Source organism: Mesorhizobium sp. 128a (genome assembly GCF_053848025.1).
The window spans coordinates 64,399-79,996 of the sequence record NZ_JBSPKY010000001.1 but is presented as its reverse complement, the minus strand read 5'-3'; the positions used below and the strand labels follow the sequence as shown (position 1 = coordinate 79,996).

The 15,598-nt window shown below is 62.7% G+C and carries 21 protein-coding genes and 2 tRNA genes; 11 read left to right on the top strand and 12 right to left on the bottom strand.

The window, feature by feature from the left end; all coding sequences use genetic code 11:
- Window positions 1-60: 60 nt before the first annotated feature.
- Entirely contained in the window at window positions 61-642 is a 582-nt protein-coding gene (locus tag ACWTU9_RS00385) for a histidine phosphatase family protein (protein ID WP_455856612.1), read from the top strand.
- A 37-nt stretch (window positions 643-679) separates the two neighbouring features.
- Here the strand turns inward: ACWTU9_RS00385 and ACWTU9_RS00380 are convergent, their stop codons facing one another.
- Window positions 680-1,432 carry a pseudouridine synthase gene (locus ACWTU9_RS00380; RefSeq protein WP_455856611.1) on the bottom strand — a complete coding sequence of 251 codons (753 nt, stop codon included), beginning with the start codon at window positions 1,430-1,432 and terminating at the stop codon, window positions 680-682.
- Window positions 1,433-1,617: 185 nt separating this feature from the next.
- Between ACWTU9_RS00380 and ACWTU9_RS00375 the strand changes: the two genes are divergently transcribed.
- Both ACWTU9_RS00375 and ACWTU9_RS00370 read left to right on the top strand, forming a co-directional pair.
- Window positions 1,618-1,716, top strand: a complete 99-nt coding sequence (locus tag ACWTU9_RS00375) for a putative RiPP precursor (RefSeq protein WP_455856610.1) — start codon at window positions 1,618-1,620, stop codon at window positions 1,714-1,716.
- Between the two features lie 26 nt (window positions 1,717-1,742).
- Complete coding sequence (locus ACWTU9_RS00370) at window positions 1,743-1,952, top strand: DUF768 domain-containing protein (RefSeq protein ID WP_455856609.1); 210 nt, start codon at window positions 1,743-1,745, stop codon at window positions 1,950-1,952.
- Window positions 1,953-2,010: 58 nt separating this feature from the next.
- On the opposite strand, the gene ACWTU9_RS00365 is transcribed toward ACWTU9_RS00370, so the two are convergent.
- Window positions 2,011-2,469: a hypothetical protein gene (locus ACWTU9_RS00365; protein WP_455856608.1), complete on the bottom strand. Its 459-nt coding sequence runs from the start codon at window positions 2,467-2,469 to the stop codon at window positions 2,011-2,013.
- 169 nt (window positions 2,470-2,638) lie between these two features.
- On the opposite strand from ACWTU9_RS00365, the gene ACWTU9_RS00360 reads away from it, so the two are divergent.
- Entirely contained in the window at window positions 2,639-2,902 is a 264-nt protein-coding gene (locus tag ACWTU9_RS00360; protein ID WP_454587978.1) for a DUF982 domain-containing protein, read from the top strand.
- 65 nt (window positions 2,903-2,967) lie between these two features.
- A complete protein-coding gene (locus ACWTU9_RS00355; RefSeq protein ID WP_454587977.1) occupies window positions 2,968-3,567 on the top strand; it encodes an SOS response-associated peptidase in 600 nt (199 codons plus the stop codon).
- Window positions 3,568-3,669: 102 nt separating this feature from the next.
- Here ACWTU9_RS00355 and ACWTU9_RS00350 read toward each other — a convergent pair.
- From ACWTU9_RS00350 to ACWTU9_RS00305, 10 genes are all read right to left on the bottom strand, one after another.
- Window positions 3,670-3,745 (bottom strand) — tRNA-Phe (locus ACWTU9_RS00350).
- A 340-nt stretch (window positions 3,746-4,085) separates the two neighbouring features.
- A complete protein-coding gene (gene yacG, locus ACWTU9_RS00345) occupies window positions 4,086-4,277 on the bottom strand; it encodes a DNA gyrase inhibitor YacG (RefSeq protein ID WP_142869784.1) in 192 nt (63 codons plus the stop codon).
- Window positions 4,274-4,900, bottom strand: coding sequence for a Maf-like protein (locus ACWTU9_RS00340; RefSeq protein ID WP_454587976.1), 627 nt, complete (start codon window positions 4,898-4,900; stop codon window positions 4,274-4,276). Before ACWTU9_RS00340 ends, yacG begins: the two co-directional genes overlap by 4 nt.
- Window positions 4,901-5,032: 132 nt before the next feature.
- On the bottom strand, window positions 5,033-5,251 hold the full coding sequence (infA, locus tag ACWTU9_RS00335; RefSeq protein ID WP_006329283.1) for a translation initiation factor IF-1: 219 nt from the start codon (window positions 5,249-5,251) through the stop codon (window positions 5,033-5,035).
- Window positions 5,252-5,436: 185 nt separating this feature from the next.
- Complete coding sequence (locus tag ACWTU9_RS00330; protein ID WP_454588172.1) at window positions 5,437-5,901, bottom strand: arsenate-mycothiol transferase ArsC; 465 nt, start codon at window positions 5,899-5,901, stop codon at window positions 5,437-5,439.
- Window positions 5,889-6,374 carry a UPF0262 family protein gene (locus ACWTU9_RS00325; protein WP_454578126.1) on the bottom strand — a complete coding sequence of 162 codons (486 nt, stop codon included), beginning with the start codon at window positions 6,372-6,374 and terminating at the stop codon, window positions 5,889-5,891. Before ACWTU9_RS00325 ends, ACWTU9_RS00330 begins: the two co-directional genes overlap by 13 nt.
- A gap of 6 nt (window positions 6,375-6,380) precedes the next feature.
- Window positions 6,381-7,673, bottom strand: coding sequence for a histidinol dehydrogenase (hisD, locus tag ACWTU9_RS00320; protein ID WP_455856607.1), 1,293 nt, complete (start codon window positions 7,671-7,673; stop codon window positions 6,381-6,383).
- A gap of 110 nt (window positions 7,674-7,783) precedes the next feature.
- Window positions 7,784-8,218, bottom strand: a complete 435-nt coding sequence (locus ACWTU9_RS00315) for a DUF2948 family protein (protein WP_455856606.1) — start codon at window positions 8,216-8,218, stop codon at window positions 7,784-7,786.
- 202 nt (window positions 8,219-8,420) lie between these two features.
- Entirely contained in the window at window positions 8,421-9,713 is a 1,293-nt protein-coding gene (gene murA / locus ACWTU9_RS00310; RefSeq protein ID WP_454587973.1) for a UDP-N-acetylglucosamine 1-carboxyvinyltransferase, read from the bottom strand.
- Between the two features lie 141 nt (window positions 9,714-9,854).
- Complete coding sequence (locus ACWTU9_RS00305) at window positions 9,855-10,097, bottom strand: hypothetical protein (protein WP_455856605.1); 243 nt, start codon at window positions 10,095-10,097, stop codon at window positions 9,855-9,857.
- Window positions 10,098-10,246: 149 nt separating this feature from the next.
- On the opposite strand from ACWTU9_RS00305, the gene ACWTU9_RS00300 reads away from it, so the two are divergent.
- The 6 genes from ACWTU9_RS00300 (at window position 10,247) to ACWTU9_RS00275 (ending at window position 15,582) form a co-directional block, all read left to right on the top strand.
- Window positions 10,247-10,321 (top strand) — tRNA-Thr (locus ACWTU9_RS00300).
- 663 nt (window positions 10,322-10,984) lie between these two features.
- Window positions 10,985-11,554, top strand: coding sequence for an FMN reductase (gene msuE / locus ACWTU9_RS00295; RefSeq protein ID WP_455856604.1), 570 nt, complete (start codon window positions 10,985-10,987; stop codon window positions 11,552-11,554).
- A gap of 25 nt (window positions 11,555-11,579) precedes the next feature.
- Window positions 11,580-12,680: a dimethylsulfone monooxygenase SfnG gene (gene sfnG / locus ACWTU9_RS00290; RefSeq protein ID WP_455856603.1), complete on the top strand. Its 1,101-nt coding sequence runs from the start codon at window positions 11,580-11,582 to the stop codon at window positions 12,678-12,680.
- 50 nt (window positions 12,681-12,730) lie between these two features.
- Window positions 12,731-13,633: an ABC transporter ATP-binding protein gene (locus tag ACWTU9_RS00285; RefSeq protein ID WP_455856602.1), complete on the top strand. Its 903-nt coding sequence runs from the start codon at window positions 12,731-12,733 to the stop codon at window positions 13,631-13,633.
- Complete coding sequence (locus tag ACWTU9_RS00280; RefSeq protein WP_455856601.1) at window positions 13,633-14,529, top strand: branched-chain amino acid ABC transporter permease; 897 nt, start codon at window positions 13,633-13,635, stop codon at window positions 14,527-14,529. The genes ACWTU9_RS00285 and ACWTU9_RS00280 overlap by 1 nt, the downstream gene beginning before the upstream one ends.
- Before the next feature lie 3 nt (window positions 14,530-14,532).
- Window positions 14,533-15,582: a branched-chain amino acid ABC transporter permease gene (locus ACWTU9_RS00275; RefSeq protein ID WP_455856600.1), complete on the top strand. Its 1,050-nt coding sequence runs from the start codon at window positions 14,533-14,535 to the stop codon at window positions 15,580-15,582.
- The last annotated feature ends 16 nt before the right edge of the window (window positions 15,583-15,598 follow it).

Genomic DNA, 15,598 nt, shown 5'->3' with positions numbered 1-15,598 from the left:
CTGCTTAGGGTGGCGCGGCCCGGCTCCTCCGGTGCGATCATTCAGCCTTGAGGCCCGCCGATGAGCAGTGCGTATCCCGAAATCTACCTAGTCCGCCACGGCGAGACCGAATGGAGCGCGTCGGGAAAGCACACCGGCCGCACCGACATACCGCTGACGACGGCCGGCGAGGCGGCGGCACGCGGCGTGGCGGACCGGCTTAAGGGCCAGTCCTTCAAGGCGGTCTGGTCGAGCCCGTCGCAGCGCGCCTTCAACACCTGCAAGCTGGCCGGGTTCGGCGCCCATGCGGTGAAGAAGCCGGACCTGCAGGAATGGGACTATGGCGCCTATGAGGGGGTGAAGACCAAAGAGATTCTGGCTGAGCGCCCCGGCTGGCAATTGTTTCGCGATGGTTGTCCCGGCGGCGAGACTGCGGCGGATGTCAGCGCCAGGGCCGATACGATTATCGCCGGGCTGCGCGCCATCGAGGGCAACGTGCTGGTGTTTTCGAGTTCGCATTTCCTGCGCGTGCTGGCGGCGCGCTGGCTCGGCCTGCCGCCCGAAGGCGGCGCGCACTTCGTGCTCGACACCGCCAGCATCAGCATCCTCGGCTACGAGCATGATTTGACCGAGCCGGTCCTTCGCAAATGGAACCAGAAATAGGCTTCGCAGGAGCGGCAATCACTGCGGTCCGTGCCACTCAGGACGCGAGCAGCGCCAGTTCCGCTGATGTCAAATGCCGCGCCTTACCCTTGGCGAGTTCGCCGAGCTGCAGGCCGCCGATCGCCACTCTGACCAGCCTCAGCACCTCGATATCGAAGGCGCCGAGCAGGCGGCGGATCTGGCGGTTGCGGCCTTCGTCGAGCACGATCTCCAGCCACGCCGTCTTGCCACCGCTGCGCAAGATGTCGATCGAGCGCGCCGTCAACAGCTCCTCGTCGGCCGTCACACCTTCGCGAAACCGCGCCAGCATCGCCTCGTCGGGCACGGCGCCGACCTGCACGTGATAGGTCTTGGCGACATGCGACGCCGGATCGAGCAGGCCATTCGCCCAACGCGTGTCGTTGGTCATCAGCAACAGCCCTTCGCTGGCCTTGTCGAGGCGCCCCACCGGCGACACGAAAGGCAGGTCGAGCCCGGTGAGGCAGTCATAGACGGTGCCGCGCCCCTCGGGATCGTCGCGGGTGGTGACCAGCCCGCGCGGCTTGTTGACCATCAGATAGACCTTGACTTCGGCAGCGACGCGCTCGCCGTCGACGGTGATGTGGTCGCGGCCGAGATCGATCCGCAGGGAGGCATCGCGCACCACCTTGCCGCCAACCCGCACCCGCCCCTCGGCGATCAGCTGCTCGGCCTGCTTGCGCGAACACAGGCCGAGTTTGGAAAGCGCCCGGTTGAGGCTGACGCCTGCCCTGGCGGCGCCTTGTCGGGCGATGTTCGGCGGCCGTGCCATGATCCTGCTTTGCTTGTCCCGATGATAGGCACCGACAGTTGCCACGCCGTGCAATGTTTTCGCAACCTGTTCTCGACAGAGGCCGAGTTCTCCAGCTCAGGGGCATCAGGCCCAGCGCCCGCCATGGAACGCGACAGGGCAAAAGACGTTGTTGCTGACGTGCGATCTGTCGCGAAAGGCGCGCCATGAAGAAGATCTACGAAAAACCGACGCTGGTGAAGCGAGGCAGGCTTACTCGCGCAACGGCTCAGATCGTCGCTTCCGGGCTCATTCTGGGTGAATAGTCACAAGACAACGGAGAGATAAGCCGATGAGCGAGCGCGGCGTTGATTTTCTGCAAGGCTGGATACACGAGCACCTGCCGGGCGAATTGCCTGCCGACAAGGCAACGGCTCGAACCCTGACCACGCTGGCAGCTCTGGATGCCCGGCATTTGGGCCTTGAGGTCAGCGAGATCGAAGAGGATTTGGGTTCGCTGGAACGGGTAATTTTCGAGGCGCTCGATCAGCCCGATATCTGAGCCCATCGCCTTCCCGGCGGTGGGTTTTTCTACGATTGCATCCCCTTTGGCGCGTAGCCTATGCGGCACGCGCCGATTGCGCCGCCCGGGCCGGCGGCAATTCGAAAACAGTGGCGCCGTTTTCCTGGCCGCGCTCGACATAACCGATGACGCGGAACCATTTGGCGACGTCAGCCCGCTGCAGCCAACTGCGTGAGTGGATGGGAAGGTTGCCGGCGAGCGCCTGGATATGGCGGATGTGGCGCCGGCAGAAGCGGACCGTCGCGGCGCTGAAAAAACCCTCCTGCGCGGCAAACAGCGTGTCGGCGGCGTCGCTGTTCTCATGCCAGGCGATGATCGCCACCGTCTTGTCGCCCTCGACCAGCGCGTGAGCGCGGCCTTCCTTCAAATTCATCATCAGATTGTCGTAGGCGACCTTGCTGTCCTTGCCAGCGGCCACATATTCGTCCGACATCCGCCTGGACAAATCCCGGAAAACACCTTCGAGATCGCCGATCGTAGCTGCGCGTGCTCTCATTTCTCCTCCTGCAGCCCCGGCAGGCAGTTTGCACTAGGAAGAGGCGATCACCAAGCAAATCAAATCCGCCAAACGGCCGATGCGCGCAAAGTGATTTCGACCTACGGGGCGCGGTGGAACCGAACGGGCTCTGCCGAATTGACTCGCGGTCGCATTGGGAGGGAAAAACATGCAGGACCAGCATTTCGATGAGCCGGTTCGCGTGGCGCTCGGCAGGTCCAGAAACACGATCTACAAGGTGGAGCGTGTCGCGCAGGCCGCTGACATCCTCATCAACCGCTGGCCCGCGAAGACGGGCCGGTACCACGTTGCCGCCCGCAAAGCCTGCCTTGGCGTTCTCGAAGGCCTGAAAGAGGCGCACTATGCCCGGGCCGCCTTCGTCAATGCGGCAATCGAGGCCGATATCCTGGTCGAGCGCGACCGTCAGGATTGAGCGCCCACCACTTTATCATCGCCTGTTCGTTTGCCTTAGACTGACAGCCCGGTTCGGAGCCTTCCATGTGCAACGATTATGAGCAGCATATTCTCTGGGCTGAATATTGCCGGATGCTGGAGTCGTTGGCACTCGAGATTCCGGCCCACCAAACCGAACTTGACCTGCCGCAGGCGGACGACATCCACATCAATGACCCGGCTCCGATCATGCGTGCCGCCGGCGACACCGGCGTTGTTGAACTGGCTTCGATGACGTTCGGATTTCCACCGGCCGGACCAAAAGGCGGACCCGTATTCAACTTCCGCTCCGAAGGCCGGCAATTCGGGAGCAGCAAACGCTGCCTCGTTCCGGCATCCGCCTTCTTCGAGTTCACCGGCACCAAATATCCGAAGGCGAAGCATCGCTTCACCCTCAACGGCTCTCCGTTCATGGCCATCGCAGGGCTCTGGCGTGAAGCCGTAGGCAACAAGCCGCCCAGCTTCACCATGCTGACGACCGATCCTGGACCGGATATCGCGCCCTATCACAATCGGCAGGTGGTGGTCCTTCAGCCTGAGAATTGGTCCGTCTGGCTCAATTTGACGAAGTCCGAAGCCGAATTGTTGCAGCCGCTTCCGGCAGGCTCGCTGGGTGTGGAAACTGTGCGCCCCGAAAAATCATAATTCAGTTGTGCAGGCGCACCAGCACACTCCGCGGCCCGAGGTCCAGAATCCGTCTGCAGCCGCCGGCACGAGGCCAGGCATTGATTTCTTCAGAGAAGGGGATGGTGCCCAGAGGCGGATTCGAACCACCGACACGCGGATTTTCAGTCCGCTGCTCTACCAACTGAGCTATCTGGGCCTCGCCGGCAAACGAGATATCGCTGACCGGATTTCAGGAAAGCGCCCGCTGGCGCCCCTTGAAAGCGCGTGGGTTATAGCACGGGAATCCGGCCTGTCCAGCGCCTAAGCGCCGATTTTCCAGGGCAATTGTCGCAGACAAATACCGATGCTGGCAAAGCAACAATTGCGAAGGTCGGCGCCGCCCATCATCCGCCTGCCGGCACGTGCCCTTCGCCGTCGCTTCGGGCGTTCGTCGTTCGAAAAGCCAAGCAATTGGCTTTTTTGTCCGCTGCGCGGACTTCGCCTCACCTCCGTGAACGGGGCGAAGGGATTTGGCCGCCAACACTGCCGCCCAAACCTTACTTCGGCTCGTCGCTCTCGTCCTCGTCATCGCGCGCGGTGATGACGTAGGCGCCTTTCAGCCAGCGGTTGAGGTCGATGTCCTTGCAGCGCGTCGAGCAGAAGGGGTAGGTCTCGCGCGCCGATGGCTTGCCGCACTCGGGGCAGGGGCGCTTCGGGCGCAGCGGCGTGACTTTGTCGTCCAGGCTCATGGCCGCGCCGTGTGCCAGCTGGTGTGGACCTTGAAGCCTTCTCCGGAAAGCAGCGCCACCGTCTCGTAGAGCGGCAGGCCGACGATGTTGGTGTAGGAGCCGACCAGCTTGACGACGAAGGAGCCGGCCAGGCCCTGCACGGCGTAGCCGCCAGCCTTGCCGCGCCATTCGCCCGACGCGACATAGGCATCGATCTCCTCGCGCGGCAGCCGCTTGAAGCGAACCCGGCTCTCGACCAGCCTTTGGCGCAGTTTTCCGCCCGGCGTAATCAGGCAGATGCCGGAATAGACCCGGTGCGAGCGGCCGGACAAGAGCCCAAGGCAATTGGCGGCGTCATCGAGCGTCTCGGCTTTGGGCAGGATGCGGCGGCCGACCGCGACCACCGTATCGGCAGCCAGCACGAAGCCTGGCGCATAGTCTTCCTCGCTTTTCAGCGAGGCCAGCGCCTTCTCGGCCTTTTCCTTCGACAGCCGTTTGGCCAGCGAGCGCGGATGTTCGGCGCGCAGCGGCGCTTCGTCGACATCGGCCGGCAGCACGCGGTCCGGCTCGATGCCGGCCTGCTGCAACAGCTCGATCCGGCGCGGTGAACCCGAGGCAAGCACCAGCTTCTGCAAACTGCTCATCGGAGCATGATGCCGAAAAGTGTGAAGCGGTTTTCGGACGACATCATGCTCCACTCTTTGATTTGGAGCCGGATTCAGATTTCAGGCCGACAGACCTGAAATCATCCGGATCCAGGGTTTTCCGGCAGGCTGTTACTTGAAACGGTAGGTGATGCGGCCCTTGGTCAGGTCATAGGGCGTCATCTCGACCAGGACCTTGTCGCCGGTCAGCACGCGGATGCGGTTCTTGCGCATGCGGCCGGCCGTATGGGCGATGATCTCGTGTTCGTTTTCGAGCTTCACCCTGAACATCGCGTTGGGCAACAATTCCGTCACGATACCCGGAAACTCGAGGACTTCTTCCTTCGGCATTCGATACCTTTGCTTGGATTGCAGTTCCGGCGTCCTGGAGCGCCCAGGCTGGAATTTCGGCGGAACCTATATGATAATCGTCCGCTTGTGAACACGCTTAGATCGCGTCATAAGCGACGCGACCCAAGCTTTTGTTTTATGCATGTCGTTGTCTCAAAACCGGGACCACTTTTGAGCGACATGCATCAATCCGCCGCGTTTTTTGCTTCTGGAAGCAAAAATCGTCGGCTTATCCGCGCTTTCAGCCGTTCGCGCACGTCGCGATAGGCGGCCATGATCTGCTCTCGCCTGCCGCCGGCATCGGTCGGGTCGGGCATCGGCCAGTATTCGACATCGACGGCAAGCGAGCGGGTGAGTTCGAGCGCGGCGTGATGGGCTTCCGGCGCCAGCGTGACGATCAGGTCGAAATAGTCGTCCTCGAGATCGTCCATTGAGCGTGGTTGACTCTCGCCCAGCATCAGCCCCTCTTCGGCGAGCACCGCATCGACAAACGGGTCGCGCTCGCCCCGGTGCACGCCGGCCGACGCGACAAAAGTGGCCGGTGGCAGCATGCGCCGCGCCAGCTGCTCGGCCATCGGCGAGCGCACGGCGTTCATGCCGCACAAAAACAGGATAGAGCGGGGCGCCACGGCCAGGGCTAACCCCGCCAGTGCAGCACGCAGACCAGCGTGAACAGCCGCCGCGCCGTGTCGAAGTCGATGTCGATCTTGCCGGCAAGCCGGTCCATCAGCGTCTGCGAGCCCTCATTGTGCAGGCCGCGCCGGCCCATGTCGATCGCCTCGATATGGCTCGGCGTCGACGAGCGGATGGCGTCGTAATAGCTTTCGCAGATCAAATAGTAGTCCTTGACGATGCGCCTGAGCGGCGTCAGCGACAGGATGTGGGTAACGACGGCAGCACCGTCCTCGCGGGCGACCGCGAACACCAGCCGGGATTCGGCCAGCGACAGCTTCAAGCGGTAAGGCCCGGCGCCGTCATCATTGACCGGCTGAAAGCTGTTTTCCTCGATCAGGTCGAAGATCGCCACCGCGCGCTCATGTTCGACATCGGGCGTCGAACGGCCGATCGACTCGTCGAGCTCGACATCGATCAGCCTTGCGCGAGTTTGATCGCCGTCCGCCATGGCCGCCTACATGTTCAGCCGAATGGCGACGGAGCGGCCATGCGCGTCGAGCCCTTCCGCCTTGGCCAGCGCGATCGCCGCCGGCGCAAGTGCCCTGAGCTGCTCCGGCCCGAGCTTCAGGATCGAGGTGCGCTTGACGAAATCGAGCACCGACAGTCCCGACGAGAAGCGCGCCGAGCGCGCCGTCGGCAGCACGTGGTTGGAGCCGCCGACATAGTCACCGATGACTTCGGGCGTATGGCGTCCAAGAAACACCGCACCGGCATTGCGCATCCTGGCCAGGAAACCCTCGGCATCGTCGATGGCAAGCTCGACATGTTCGGCGGCGATACGGTCGACCAGCGGCAGGGATGCCTCGATGGTCTCCACCAGGATCACCGCACCGAAATCGCGCCAGCTGGCGGCCGCCGTTTCAGCACGGGGCAGGCTCTGTAACTGGCGCTCGACCGCCTGTTCGACGGCTTCGCCGAAGGCGGCATCGTCGGTGATCAGGATCGACTGCGCCGACACGTCGTGCTCGGCTTGGGCGAGCAAATCGGCAGCGATCCAATCGGGATCGTTGGCGCCGTCGGCCACCACCAGCACTTCCGACGGGCCTGCGATCATGTCGATGCCGACGGTGCCGAACACCTGGCGCTTGGCGGCGGCAACATAGGCATTGCCAGGCCCGACGATCTTGGCGACTGGCCGAATCGTCTCGGTGCCATAGGCAAGGGCGGCAATCGCCTGCGCGCCGCCGACGCGGTAGATTTCCGACACGCCAGCCATGTCGGCCGCCACCAGCACAAGCGGATTGATGACCCCGCCCGGCGCCGGCACGACGATGACGATGCGCTCGACGCCGGCCACCTTGGCCGGCACCGCATTCATCAGCACCGAGCTTGGATAGCTTGCCGTGCCGCCGGGCACATAGAGCCCGACCGCCTCGATCGCCGTCCAGCGCGAACCCAGCTCGACGCCGGCGGCATCGGTATAGCGATCATCCTTGGGCATTTGCCGTTCGTGATGGGATCGGATGCGGTCATGGGCGAATTTCAGCGCCTCGACCGTCTGCGGATCGGCCGCTTTGTAGGCCTGAGCGATGTCGTCCTTGGAGACGGCGATGCCGAACTGGCTCAAATCGGCCTTGTCGAACTTCAAGCTATAGTCGATCAGCGCCGCGTCGCCCTCGGCACGCACCCGCGCGATAATGCCGCGCACCGCAGTGTCGACGTCCTCCGACACCTCCCGCTTGGTGGTCAGGAAGGCGGCGAAACGCTGCTCGAAACCGGCGTCGGACTGGCGGAGCGTGATGGCCATCGGCTGCGTCTAGATCATGATGAGATTGGGTTGAAATCTCACCATGATCTACCCCTTTGTTGGAGCATGATCTCTTCCAAAAACCGGTACCCACTTTTTGGGATCATGCTCTAGCCCCTGTGCACCGGACGCGAGGTGGCTTCCCAGGCGCCGCCTATGTCGGCAAGCCGCGCCTCGATGCACTCGACATCGAGCATGATGGCGCCGCCGCCGGAAAAGATTAGCTCGACGATGCCGGCCGGCTTGCTGATCTCGACAAAGCTGATTGCCAAGAGCGACAGCACCTCGGCCGGGCGGTCGCGGGCAATGCCGGTGGTCTTGGCGCCGAGCACGCGGTCGAAATGCAGAACCGCCTGGCGCCGCTCATTGTGCTGGCTGAACAGCCCTGCCTTCGCCTCCCAGACGAAGCGGTTCATGGTCAGCAGGAAACGCTTGGCCGACGGCAGGTATTCGAGGTCCGAAACCTTCATCACGGCGTCCTGGACATGGGCCGAGACGATGCTCAGATCCTGATCGTCGAGCGCAATGAGTTTGAGGGCCGCCATGCCGAATGCACACCTGAAAGTTGGTTTCAGCCTCTGTTAGGCGGTCTTTCCGGTCCGTGCAACCGCGACACAAACTCAACCCGAGGCCAGCGCCTCGGGTTTTGGGGTATCGATTGGGAATGACGACAGCACGGGCTTCGACAATTGGTCATTCCAAAACAGGAAGACCCTGTTTAGTCTGAAGCGCCTGCCCCTGTGGTCGTTACGCCGAAATCCGCTCGATCACCGCGCCGCAGTTGGACAGCTTTTCTTCCAGCCGCTCAAAACCGCGGTCGAGATGGTAGACCCGGTTGACCGTCGTCTCGCCTTCGGCCGCAAGGCCGGCGATGACCAGCGACACCGAGGCGCGCAAATCGGTCGCCATCACCGGCGCGCCCTTCAGCTTGGCGACGCCGTCGACGATCGCCGTCTGGCCGGAAAGCGTGATGTGGGCGCCGAGACGGGCCAGTTCCTGGACGTGCATGAAGCGGTTTTCGAAAATGGTCTCGGTGATGCGCGACTTGCCCTTGGCCATGGTCATCAGGCCCATGAACTGCGCCTGCAGATCGGTCGGGAAGGCCGGAAAGGGCGCTGTCGTCACGTCGACCGGCGCAATGCCGGCGCCGTTGCGCCTGACGCGGACGCCCGAATTGGTCGGCGTGATCTCGGCGCCGGTTTGCGCAATGACGTCGAGCGCGGTCTGCAGCAGTTCGGGGCGGGCGCCTTCCAGCACCACATCGCCGCCGGTCATGGCAACCGCCATGGCATAGGTGCCGGTCTCGATGCGGTCGGGGATGACGCGCACGCGCGCGCCCGACAGCGATTCGACGCCATCGATGGTGATCGTCGGCGTGCCGGCGCCGGAGATCTTGGCGCCCATGGCGTTGAGGCATTCAGCGAGGTTGACGATCTCGGGCTCGCAGGCGGCGTTTTCCAGCACCGTCTCGCCCTTGGCGAGCGCCGCCGCCATCATCAGGACATGGGTGGCGCCGACGGAGACTTTCGGGAAGACATAGCGGTTGCCGACAAGGCGGCCGTTCCTGGTCTTGGCCAGGACATAGCCGGTGTCTACATCGATGTCGGCGCCCAGCGCCTGCAGGCCTTCGAGGAACAGATCGACCGGGCGCGTGCCGATGGCGCAACCGCCGGGAAGTGACACTTTGGCCTCGCCCATGCGGGCCAGCAGCGGGCCGATCACCCAGAACGATGCCCGCATCTTCGACACCAGTTCGTAAGGCGCGGTCGTGTCGACGATGTTGCGGGCCGAGAAATTGATGGTGCGCGAATAGCCCTCATTCTGCTTTTCGCGGCGGCCGTTAACCGAATAGTCGACGCCGTGGTTGCCGAGGATGCGGATCAGCTGCTCGACATCGGCCAGATGCGGCACGTTTTCCAGTGTCAGCGTGTCGTCGGTGAGCAGCGACGCGATCATCAGCGGCAGGGCTGCGTTTTTCGCGCCCGAAATCGGAATGCTTCCGGCGAGCTTGTTGCCGCCGACAATTCTGATGCGATCCATGAGAGAATGTCCCCTCGGCCCGAAAGGCCGGTTTTCGTCAGTTTGAGTATCGGCCCGTCTAGACCATTGGCCGGCTTGGTTCAAGAAATAGGATTTCCTGCCCCTTTGGCCAAGGTGGCGGCCCAGTGTGGCCGATATCGGTCAGTCCTTGTGCATTTTTTCAGCAGCCGGCAGCCCTTCCGGCCGCTTGTCGGCATCGCCGGTGCGCTGCCTGTCAGCGTCGCCGGTGCGCTGCTTGTCAGCGTCGCCGGTGCGCCGCGAACGCGCCTGCGACTTGCGCTTCATGAGATTGGCGCGCAACTGCTCTGCCAGCCGGTCCTTGCGGTTGGTCCCGCCCTTTTTTGCTTGATCGGCCTTTTTTGCTGGAATTGTCGTGTCGTTCATTGTCCCGTCCCATCCGGCCACCAGCCGGCTCGCCGTTCAGGGATAGCTAGCATTGTGGCGTCGGCTTGTCAGCGAAACTTGTCTGGCAAAGCCTTTCACAGATGCCTTGCGCTTGACGGTTCGATATGGCAGAAGCCCCGCCATCAGCGGCTGCGGTAGCTCAGTGGTAGAGCACTCCCTTGGTAAGGGAGAGGTCGAGAGTTCAATCCTCTCTCGCAGCACCATCCTATCCCATTGAAATCACTGAAGCCCTTGACATGCAGGGCTGGCTGGCCGCGTTCGAAATCTCCTAAACCGGGACGGCCGGTATTTTGCTCGGCTCGTCGAGCCATGAGGCGTTGTCGAGGCGTGGCGAGCGAAACGAGGGCAACTTCACAGGTAGCCCCTCGCATCCGCTGCTAACGACTGCCCAGCCCGTTGAGGATGCTCGTGTCCCTGAAGGGCCTGCTTGTCGACTACCTTGATGAGCGCTCTGCAGGAAAGGCAAAGAGCCGCGTAAGCGCTGGACTCTCGTTTTCGCCAACTTGCGCAAGTTCGTCGGCCACGACGACGCCCGTAGGCTTACCAAGCAGAACCTGCTGGAGTGGTGGCAAATGGTGGGTCGTCGTGTTCAACACCGTAGGCATCGTCTCACTGGTCTTGGGAACGAACCATATTGCTCAGGCACTGCGGCGTTTGAAAATGTCGATGGATGACTGCGAGCGTTTTTGATCAGTCTCGGCCGTCACCAGATGGACGTTGCTACCGAACATTAGCCGAACCCGATTTTTCTCCTGAAGGGCCCAAAATCGAAACCTAGTTTCTTATCTCTATAGATTTTGTCGAATATCGTCTCCTCCGGTTTGGAAATGACCCGATGCGCATGCAGGGCCTGGGAGATAGACGAGTTGGTACGGCTATCAGTTTTAGGAATATCAGGCGGCGTTAGCACGCCATCCCGCACCACGGCGGTGGTGAATGCGCTGGTCAAGGCGATCGCATCGCGTGTCCCATCCGACACCGGGCTGATCGAAATCACCGAGGCAGCGCCTTCGCTTTTCGCCGGGCTTTCCCGCGGCGCGCTCGGCGCGACCGGTGAAGCAATCATCCAGCGCGTGGAGAAGGCCGACCTGCTGGTGGTCGGAACGCCCGTCTATAGGGCGTCCTACACCGGCGCGCTCAAGCACCTGTTCGACCTCGTCGATTATCGCGCGCTGGCCGGCAAGACTGTGCTGCTCGCGGCGACCGGCGGTAGCCCCTACCACGGCCTGGTTCTCGAACATCAGCTCCGCCCGTTGTTCGGCTTTTTCGGCGCCGTCACCGTCCCAACAGGCGTTTACGGCGCGCCCGACGATTTCATCGGAGCCGAAATCGTCGGCGCGGCCATTACTGAGCGCATTTCACGGGCCGCTACCGAAGCGGTCTCCTTGGTCAATTCCAGTCACGCAAACACCGCCGTCGCAGCACGCGTCGGCTGAGCCAATCAAGAAGGGGACAACAACCATGACCTCGCATTCCGACGCCATCAAATTCGCCTATTGGGTCCCGAACGTCTCCGGGGGACTGGTCATCTCCAACATCGAGCAGCGGACCGGTTGGGACATCGACTACAACCGCAAGCTTGCCCAGATCGCCGAGGCCAACGGCTTCGACTATGCGCTGAGCCAGATCCGCTTCACCGCCGGCTACGGTGCCGACAACCAGCATGAATCCGTGTCGTTCAGCCACGCGCTGCTTGCCGCCACCACGACGCTCAAGGTCATTGCCGCCATTCTGCCTGGTCCGTGGAATCCTGCGCTGGCAGCCAAGCAGATCGCCACCATCAATCACCTGACCAATGGCCGCGTTGCCGTCAACGTCGTCAGTGGCTGGTTCCGCGGCGAGTTCGCAGCCATCGGCGAACTCTGGCTCGACCATGACGAGCGCTATCGTCGCTCGGAGGAATTCATCCGTGCCTTGCGCGGCATCTGGACCGAGGACAATTTCACGCTAAAGGGCGATTTCTATCGCTTCACAAACTATTCGATGAAGCCGAAGCCGATTGATCCCCAGCCCGAAATCTTCCAGGGCGGCTCATCGCGGGCCGCGCGCGACATGGCTTCGCGTGTCTCCGACTGGTATTTCACCAACGGCAACACGCCGGAAGAAATCAGGAAGCAGGTCGACGATATCCAGGCCAAGGCGAAGGCCAACGGCCACAAGGTCAAGATTGGCGTCAACGCCTTTGCCATTGCTCGCGAAACTGAGGCGGAAGCGCGCGCTGTGCTGGACGAGATCGTCGCCAAGGCCAACCCCGAGGCGGTCCAGGGTTTCGCCGACCAGGTCAAGAATGCCGGCAAGGCGTCGCCCGAAGGCGAAGGCAACTGGGCGAAGTCATCCCTTGAGGATCTCGTGCAATACAATGACGGCTTCCGCAGCAACCTCATCGGCACGCCGGAACAGATCGCCGAACGCATCCTCAAGCTGAAGGATGCCGGAGCCAGTCTGATCCTGCTCGGCTTCCTGCACTTCCAGGAAGAGGTCGAGTTCTTTGGCAAGCATGTCATCCCGCTGGTGCGCGAACTGGAAGCGGCGCGCGACAGGGAGCTTGTCGCCGCGGAATAGAACCGCGCGGCCTGAGGGCCGCGCGCTACTTCAAAAATCAGGAACGTGTCATGATTGGTGCTTCGCTGGGGGCCGCCGCATACGAGCGTGCGCCCGAAATCTCCGGCATTCTTGCTGGCGCTGGTCCTGTTGCGGACACGGGCCAGGCGCGACTGCCGGCAAAGGCCGATGCGATCCTGGCTCTGAGCGGGATCGGCATATCCTTCGGCGGCGTCACGGCCCTGAGCGATGTCGACCTCGAGGTAAAGAGCCGCGAAATTCGCGCCGTGATCGGCCCCAACGGCGCCGGCAAATCCTCGCTGATCAACATCATCAGCGGCCTCTATCACGCCGACCAAGGCAAGATCGCGATCGCCGGCCAGTCATTCTCCCGTGTGCCGGCGAGCCGTCTGGCACGGCTGGGCGTCGCGCGGACCTTCCAGAACCTGGCACTGTTTCCCGGGCTTTCAGTGCGCGACAACATTGCGTCGGGCCGGGTCCACACCAGGCGCGCCAGTTTCGTCGACCATATTGCGGGCCTGCCGCGCGCCCGGCGCGAAGATGCGGGAATCTCCGAAAAGGTCGACCAGACAATCGCCTTCCTGCATCTGGAGCCCGTCGCCGATCGCCTGGTCGCGACGCTGCCCTACGGGCTACAGAAGCGGGTCGAACTGGCCCGCGCGCTGGTTGCGGAGCCGAAGATCCTGTTGCTCGACGAACCTATGGCCGGCATGACGGCGACCGAGAAAGCCGAGATGGCCGGTTTCGTGCGCGCTGCGCGCGACCGGCACGACGTCACCATCATCCTGATCGAGCACGACATCGGCGTCGTCATGGGCCTGTCCGACCGCGTCGCCGTGCTCGACTACGGCCGCAAGATCGCCGACGGCACGCCGGCCGAAGTGCGCGCCGATCCAGAAGTGATCCGGGCCTATCTCGGCATCGCCGAAGGCGAAGATGGCGAGGGTATCTGATGAGCTACTACGATTTTCTCTTCGTCATCGAGGTGCTGGTCGGCGGCTTGCTCTCTGGCGTCATGTATTCGCTCGTCGCCATCGGCTTCGTGCTGATCTACAAGACGTCGGGCGTGCTGAACTTCGCGCAAGGGTCGATGGTGCTTTTTGCAGCACTGACCTTTGTCAGCCTGGTCGAACGCGGCATCCCGTTTGCGCTTGCACTGCTGATAACCTTCGCGGTCATGGTTGCCCTTGGTTTCACCATCGAGCGAACCGTGCTCAGACCGCTGGTCAACCGCTCGCCGATGACCCTCTTCATGGCCACGCTTGGCTTGTCCTACATCATCGAGGGTGCAGCCCAGCTGATCTGGGGCACGCAGGTCCATGGGCTCGATCTAGGCATCGACGACACGCCCTTTGAAGTCGGCGGTATTCTGATCTCGTCGTTCGATCTTCTCGCAGCTGGCATTGCCGCGGCGATGGTGGCGGGCTTGAGCGCATTCTTCTACTGGACCCGCGTCGGGCTGGCGTTTCGCGCCGTCGCCGACGACCAGTTCGCGGCACTTGCCGTCGGGCTGCGCCTCCCCCGAATTTGGGGAACGGTGTGGACGGCCGCCGGCTTCGTGGCGCTCGTCGCGGGACTTTTGTGGGGTGCACGCCTCGGCGTTCAATTCTCGCTGTCGCTGATCGTGCTGAAGGCACTGCCGGTGCTCGTGCTTGGCGGCTTCGATTCCATCCTTGGCGCCATCATTGGCGGCCTCATCATCGGCGCAAGTGAAAAACTCGCCGAGGTCTATCTCGGGCCCTTCGTCGGCGGCGGCATTGAAGGCTGGTTCGCCTATGCGCTGGCGCTGGTCGTTCTGTTAGTGCGTCCATCTGGCCTGTTCGGCCAGAAGACTGTCGAAAGGGTCTGACCGATGGCCGTGCAAGCGTTCGATGCCGCAAGACTTCCAATCGACTGGCTGAAAATCGCCCGGAAATTCGCTTTGCCGGCCGTGCTGATCGTCGTCGCCTACGGGCTGATCCCGGCCTATGCGTCGAGCTATCTGGTAGAGGCAATCCTGCTGCCGTTCCTGGCGCTCAGCCTGGCGGCGGTCGGCCTCAACCTTTTGACCGGCTATTGCGGCCAGCTTTCGTTGGGCTCTTCCGCCTTTATGGCGGTCGGGGCGTTCGCCGCATACAATTTTAACCTGAGGGTCGACGGACTGCCGCTGGTCGCGACCATGATCCTGGCCGGGATTTCAGCAGCCGGCATCGGCGTAATCTTCGGATTGCCGAGCCTGCGCCTGCGCGGCTTCTATCTCGCCGTCTCGACGCTCGCCGCCCAGTTTTTCGTGCAGTGGGCGCTGACCAAGTTCGGCTGGTTCTCCAACGACAATCCGTCAGGGGTGATTTCCGCGCCGCATCTTGCCGTTGCCTGGTTTTCGCTCGACAGCGCCACCGGACGCTACCTGCTCTCGGTCACCACTGTCATCGTGCTAACGGCGCTGGTCTGGCGGCTGGTCAACAGCGCCACCGGCCGCAATTTCATCGCGGTGCGCGACAACGAAACCGCCGCGCGCGTGATCGGCGTTCCGGTGCTGCGGACCAAGCTGCTGGCGTTCGCCATTTCGTCCTTCATCATCGGCGTCGCCGGCGTGCTGTGGGCTTTCACCTATCTGCGCACCGTCGAGCCAGCCGGCTTTAATCTCGACCGCTCGTTCCAGATCCTGTTTATCATCATCATCGGTGGGCTGGCATCGATACGCGGCGCCTTTCTGGGGGCGGCGTTCATCGTCGTCTTCCCGCTCTTTCTGTCCCGGTTCGGCGCCTTCGTATTCGGCGGCTTATTCGATTCGGGTGTGCTCGACATGAGCCAGCGCATCGTGCTTGGCGCCCTCATCATCATCTTCCTCATCGCGGAACCGAACGGGCTGTCGGCCCTCTTTGACCGCCTGAAACGACGGATCGGCTCAAGGTCCAGCTGAGCGCCGCTCGACATTC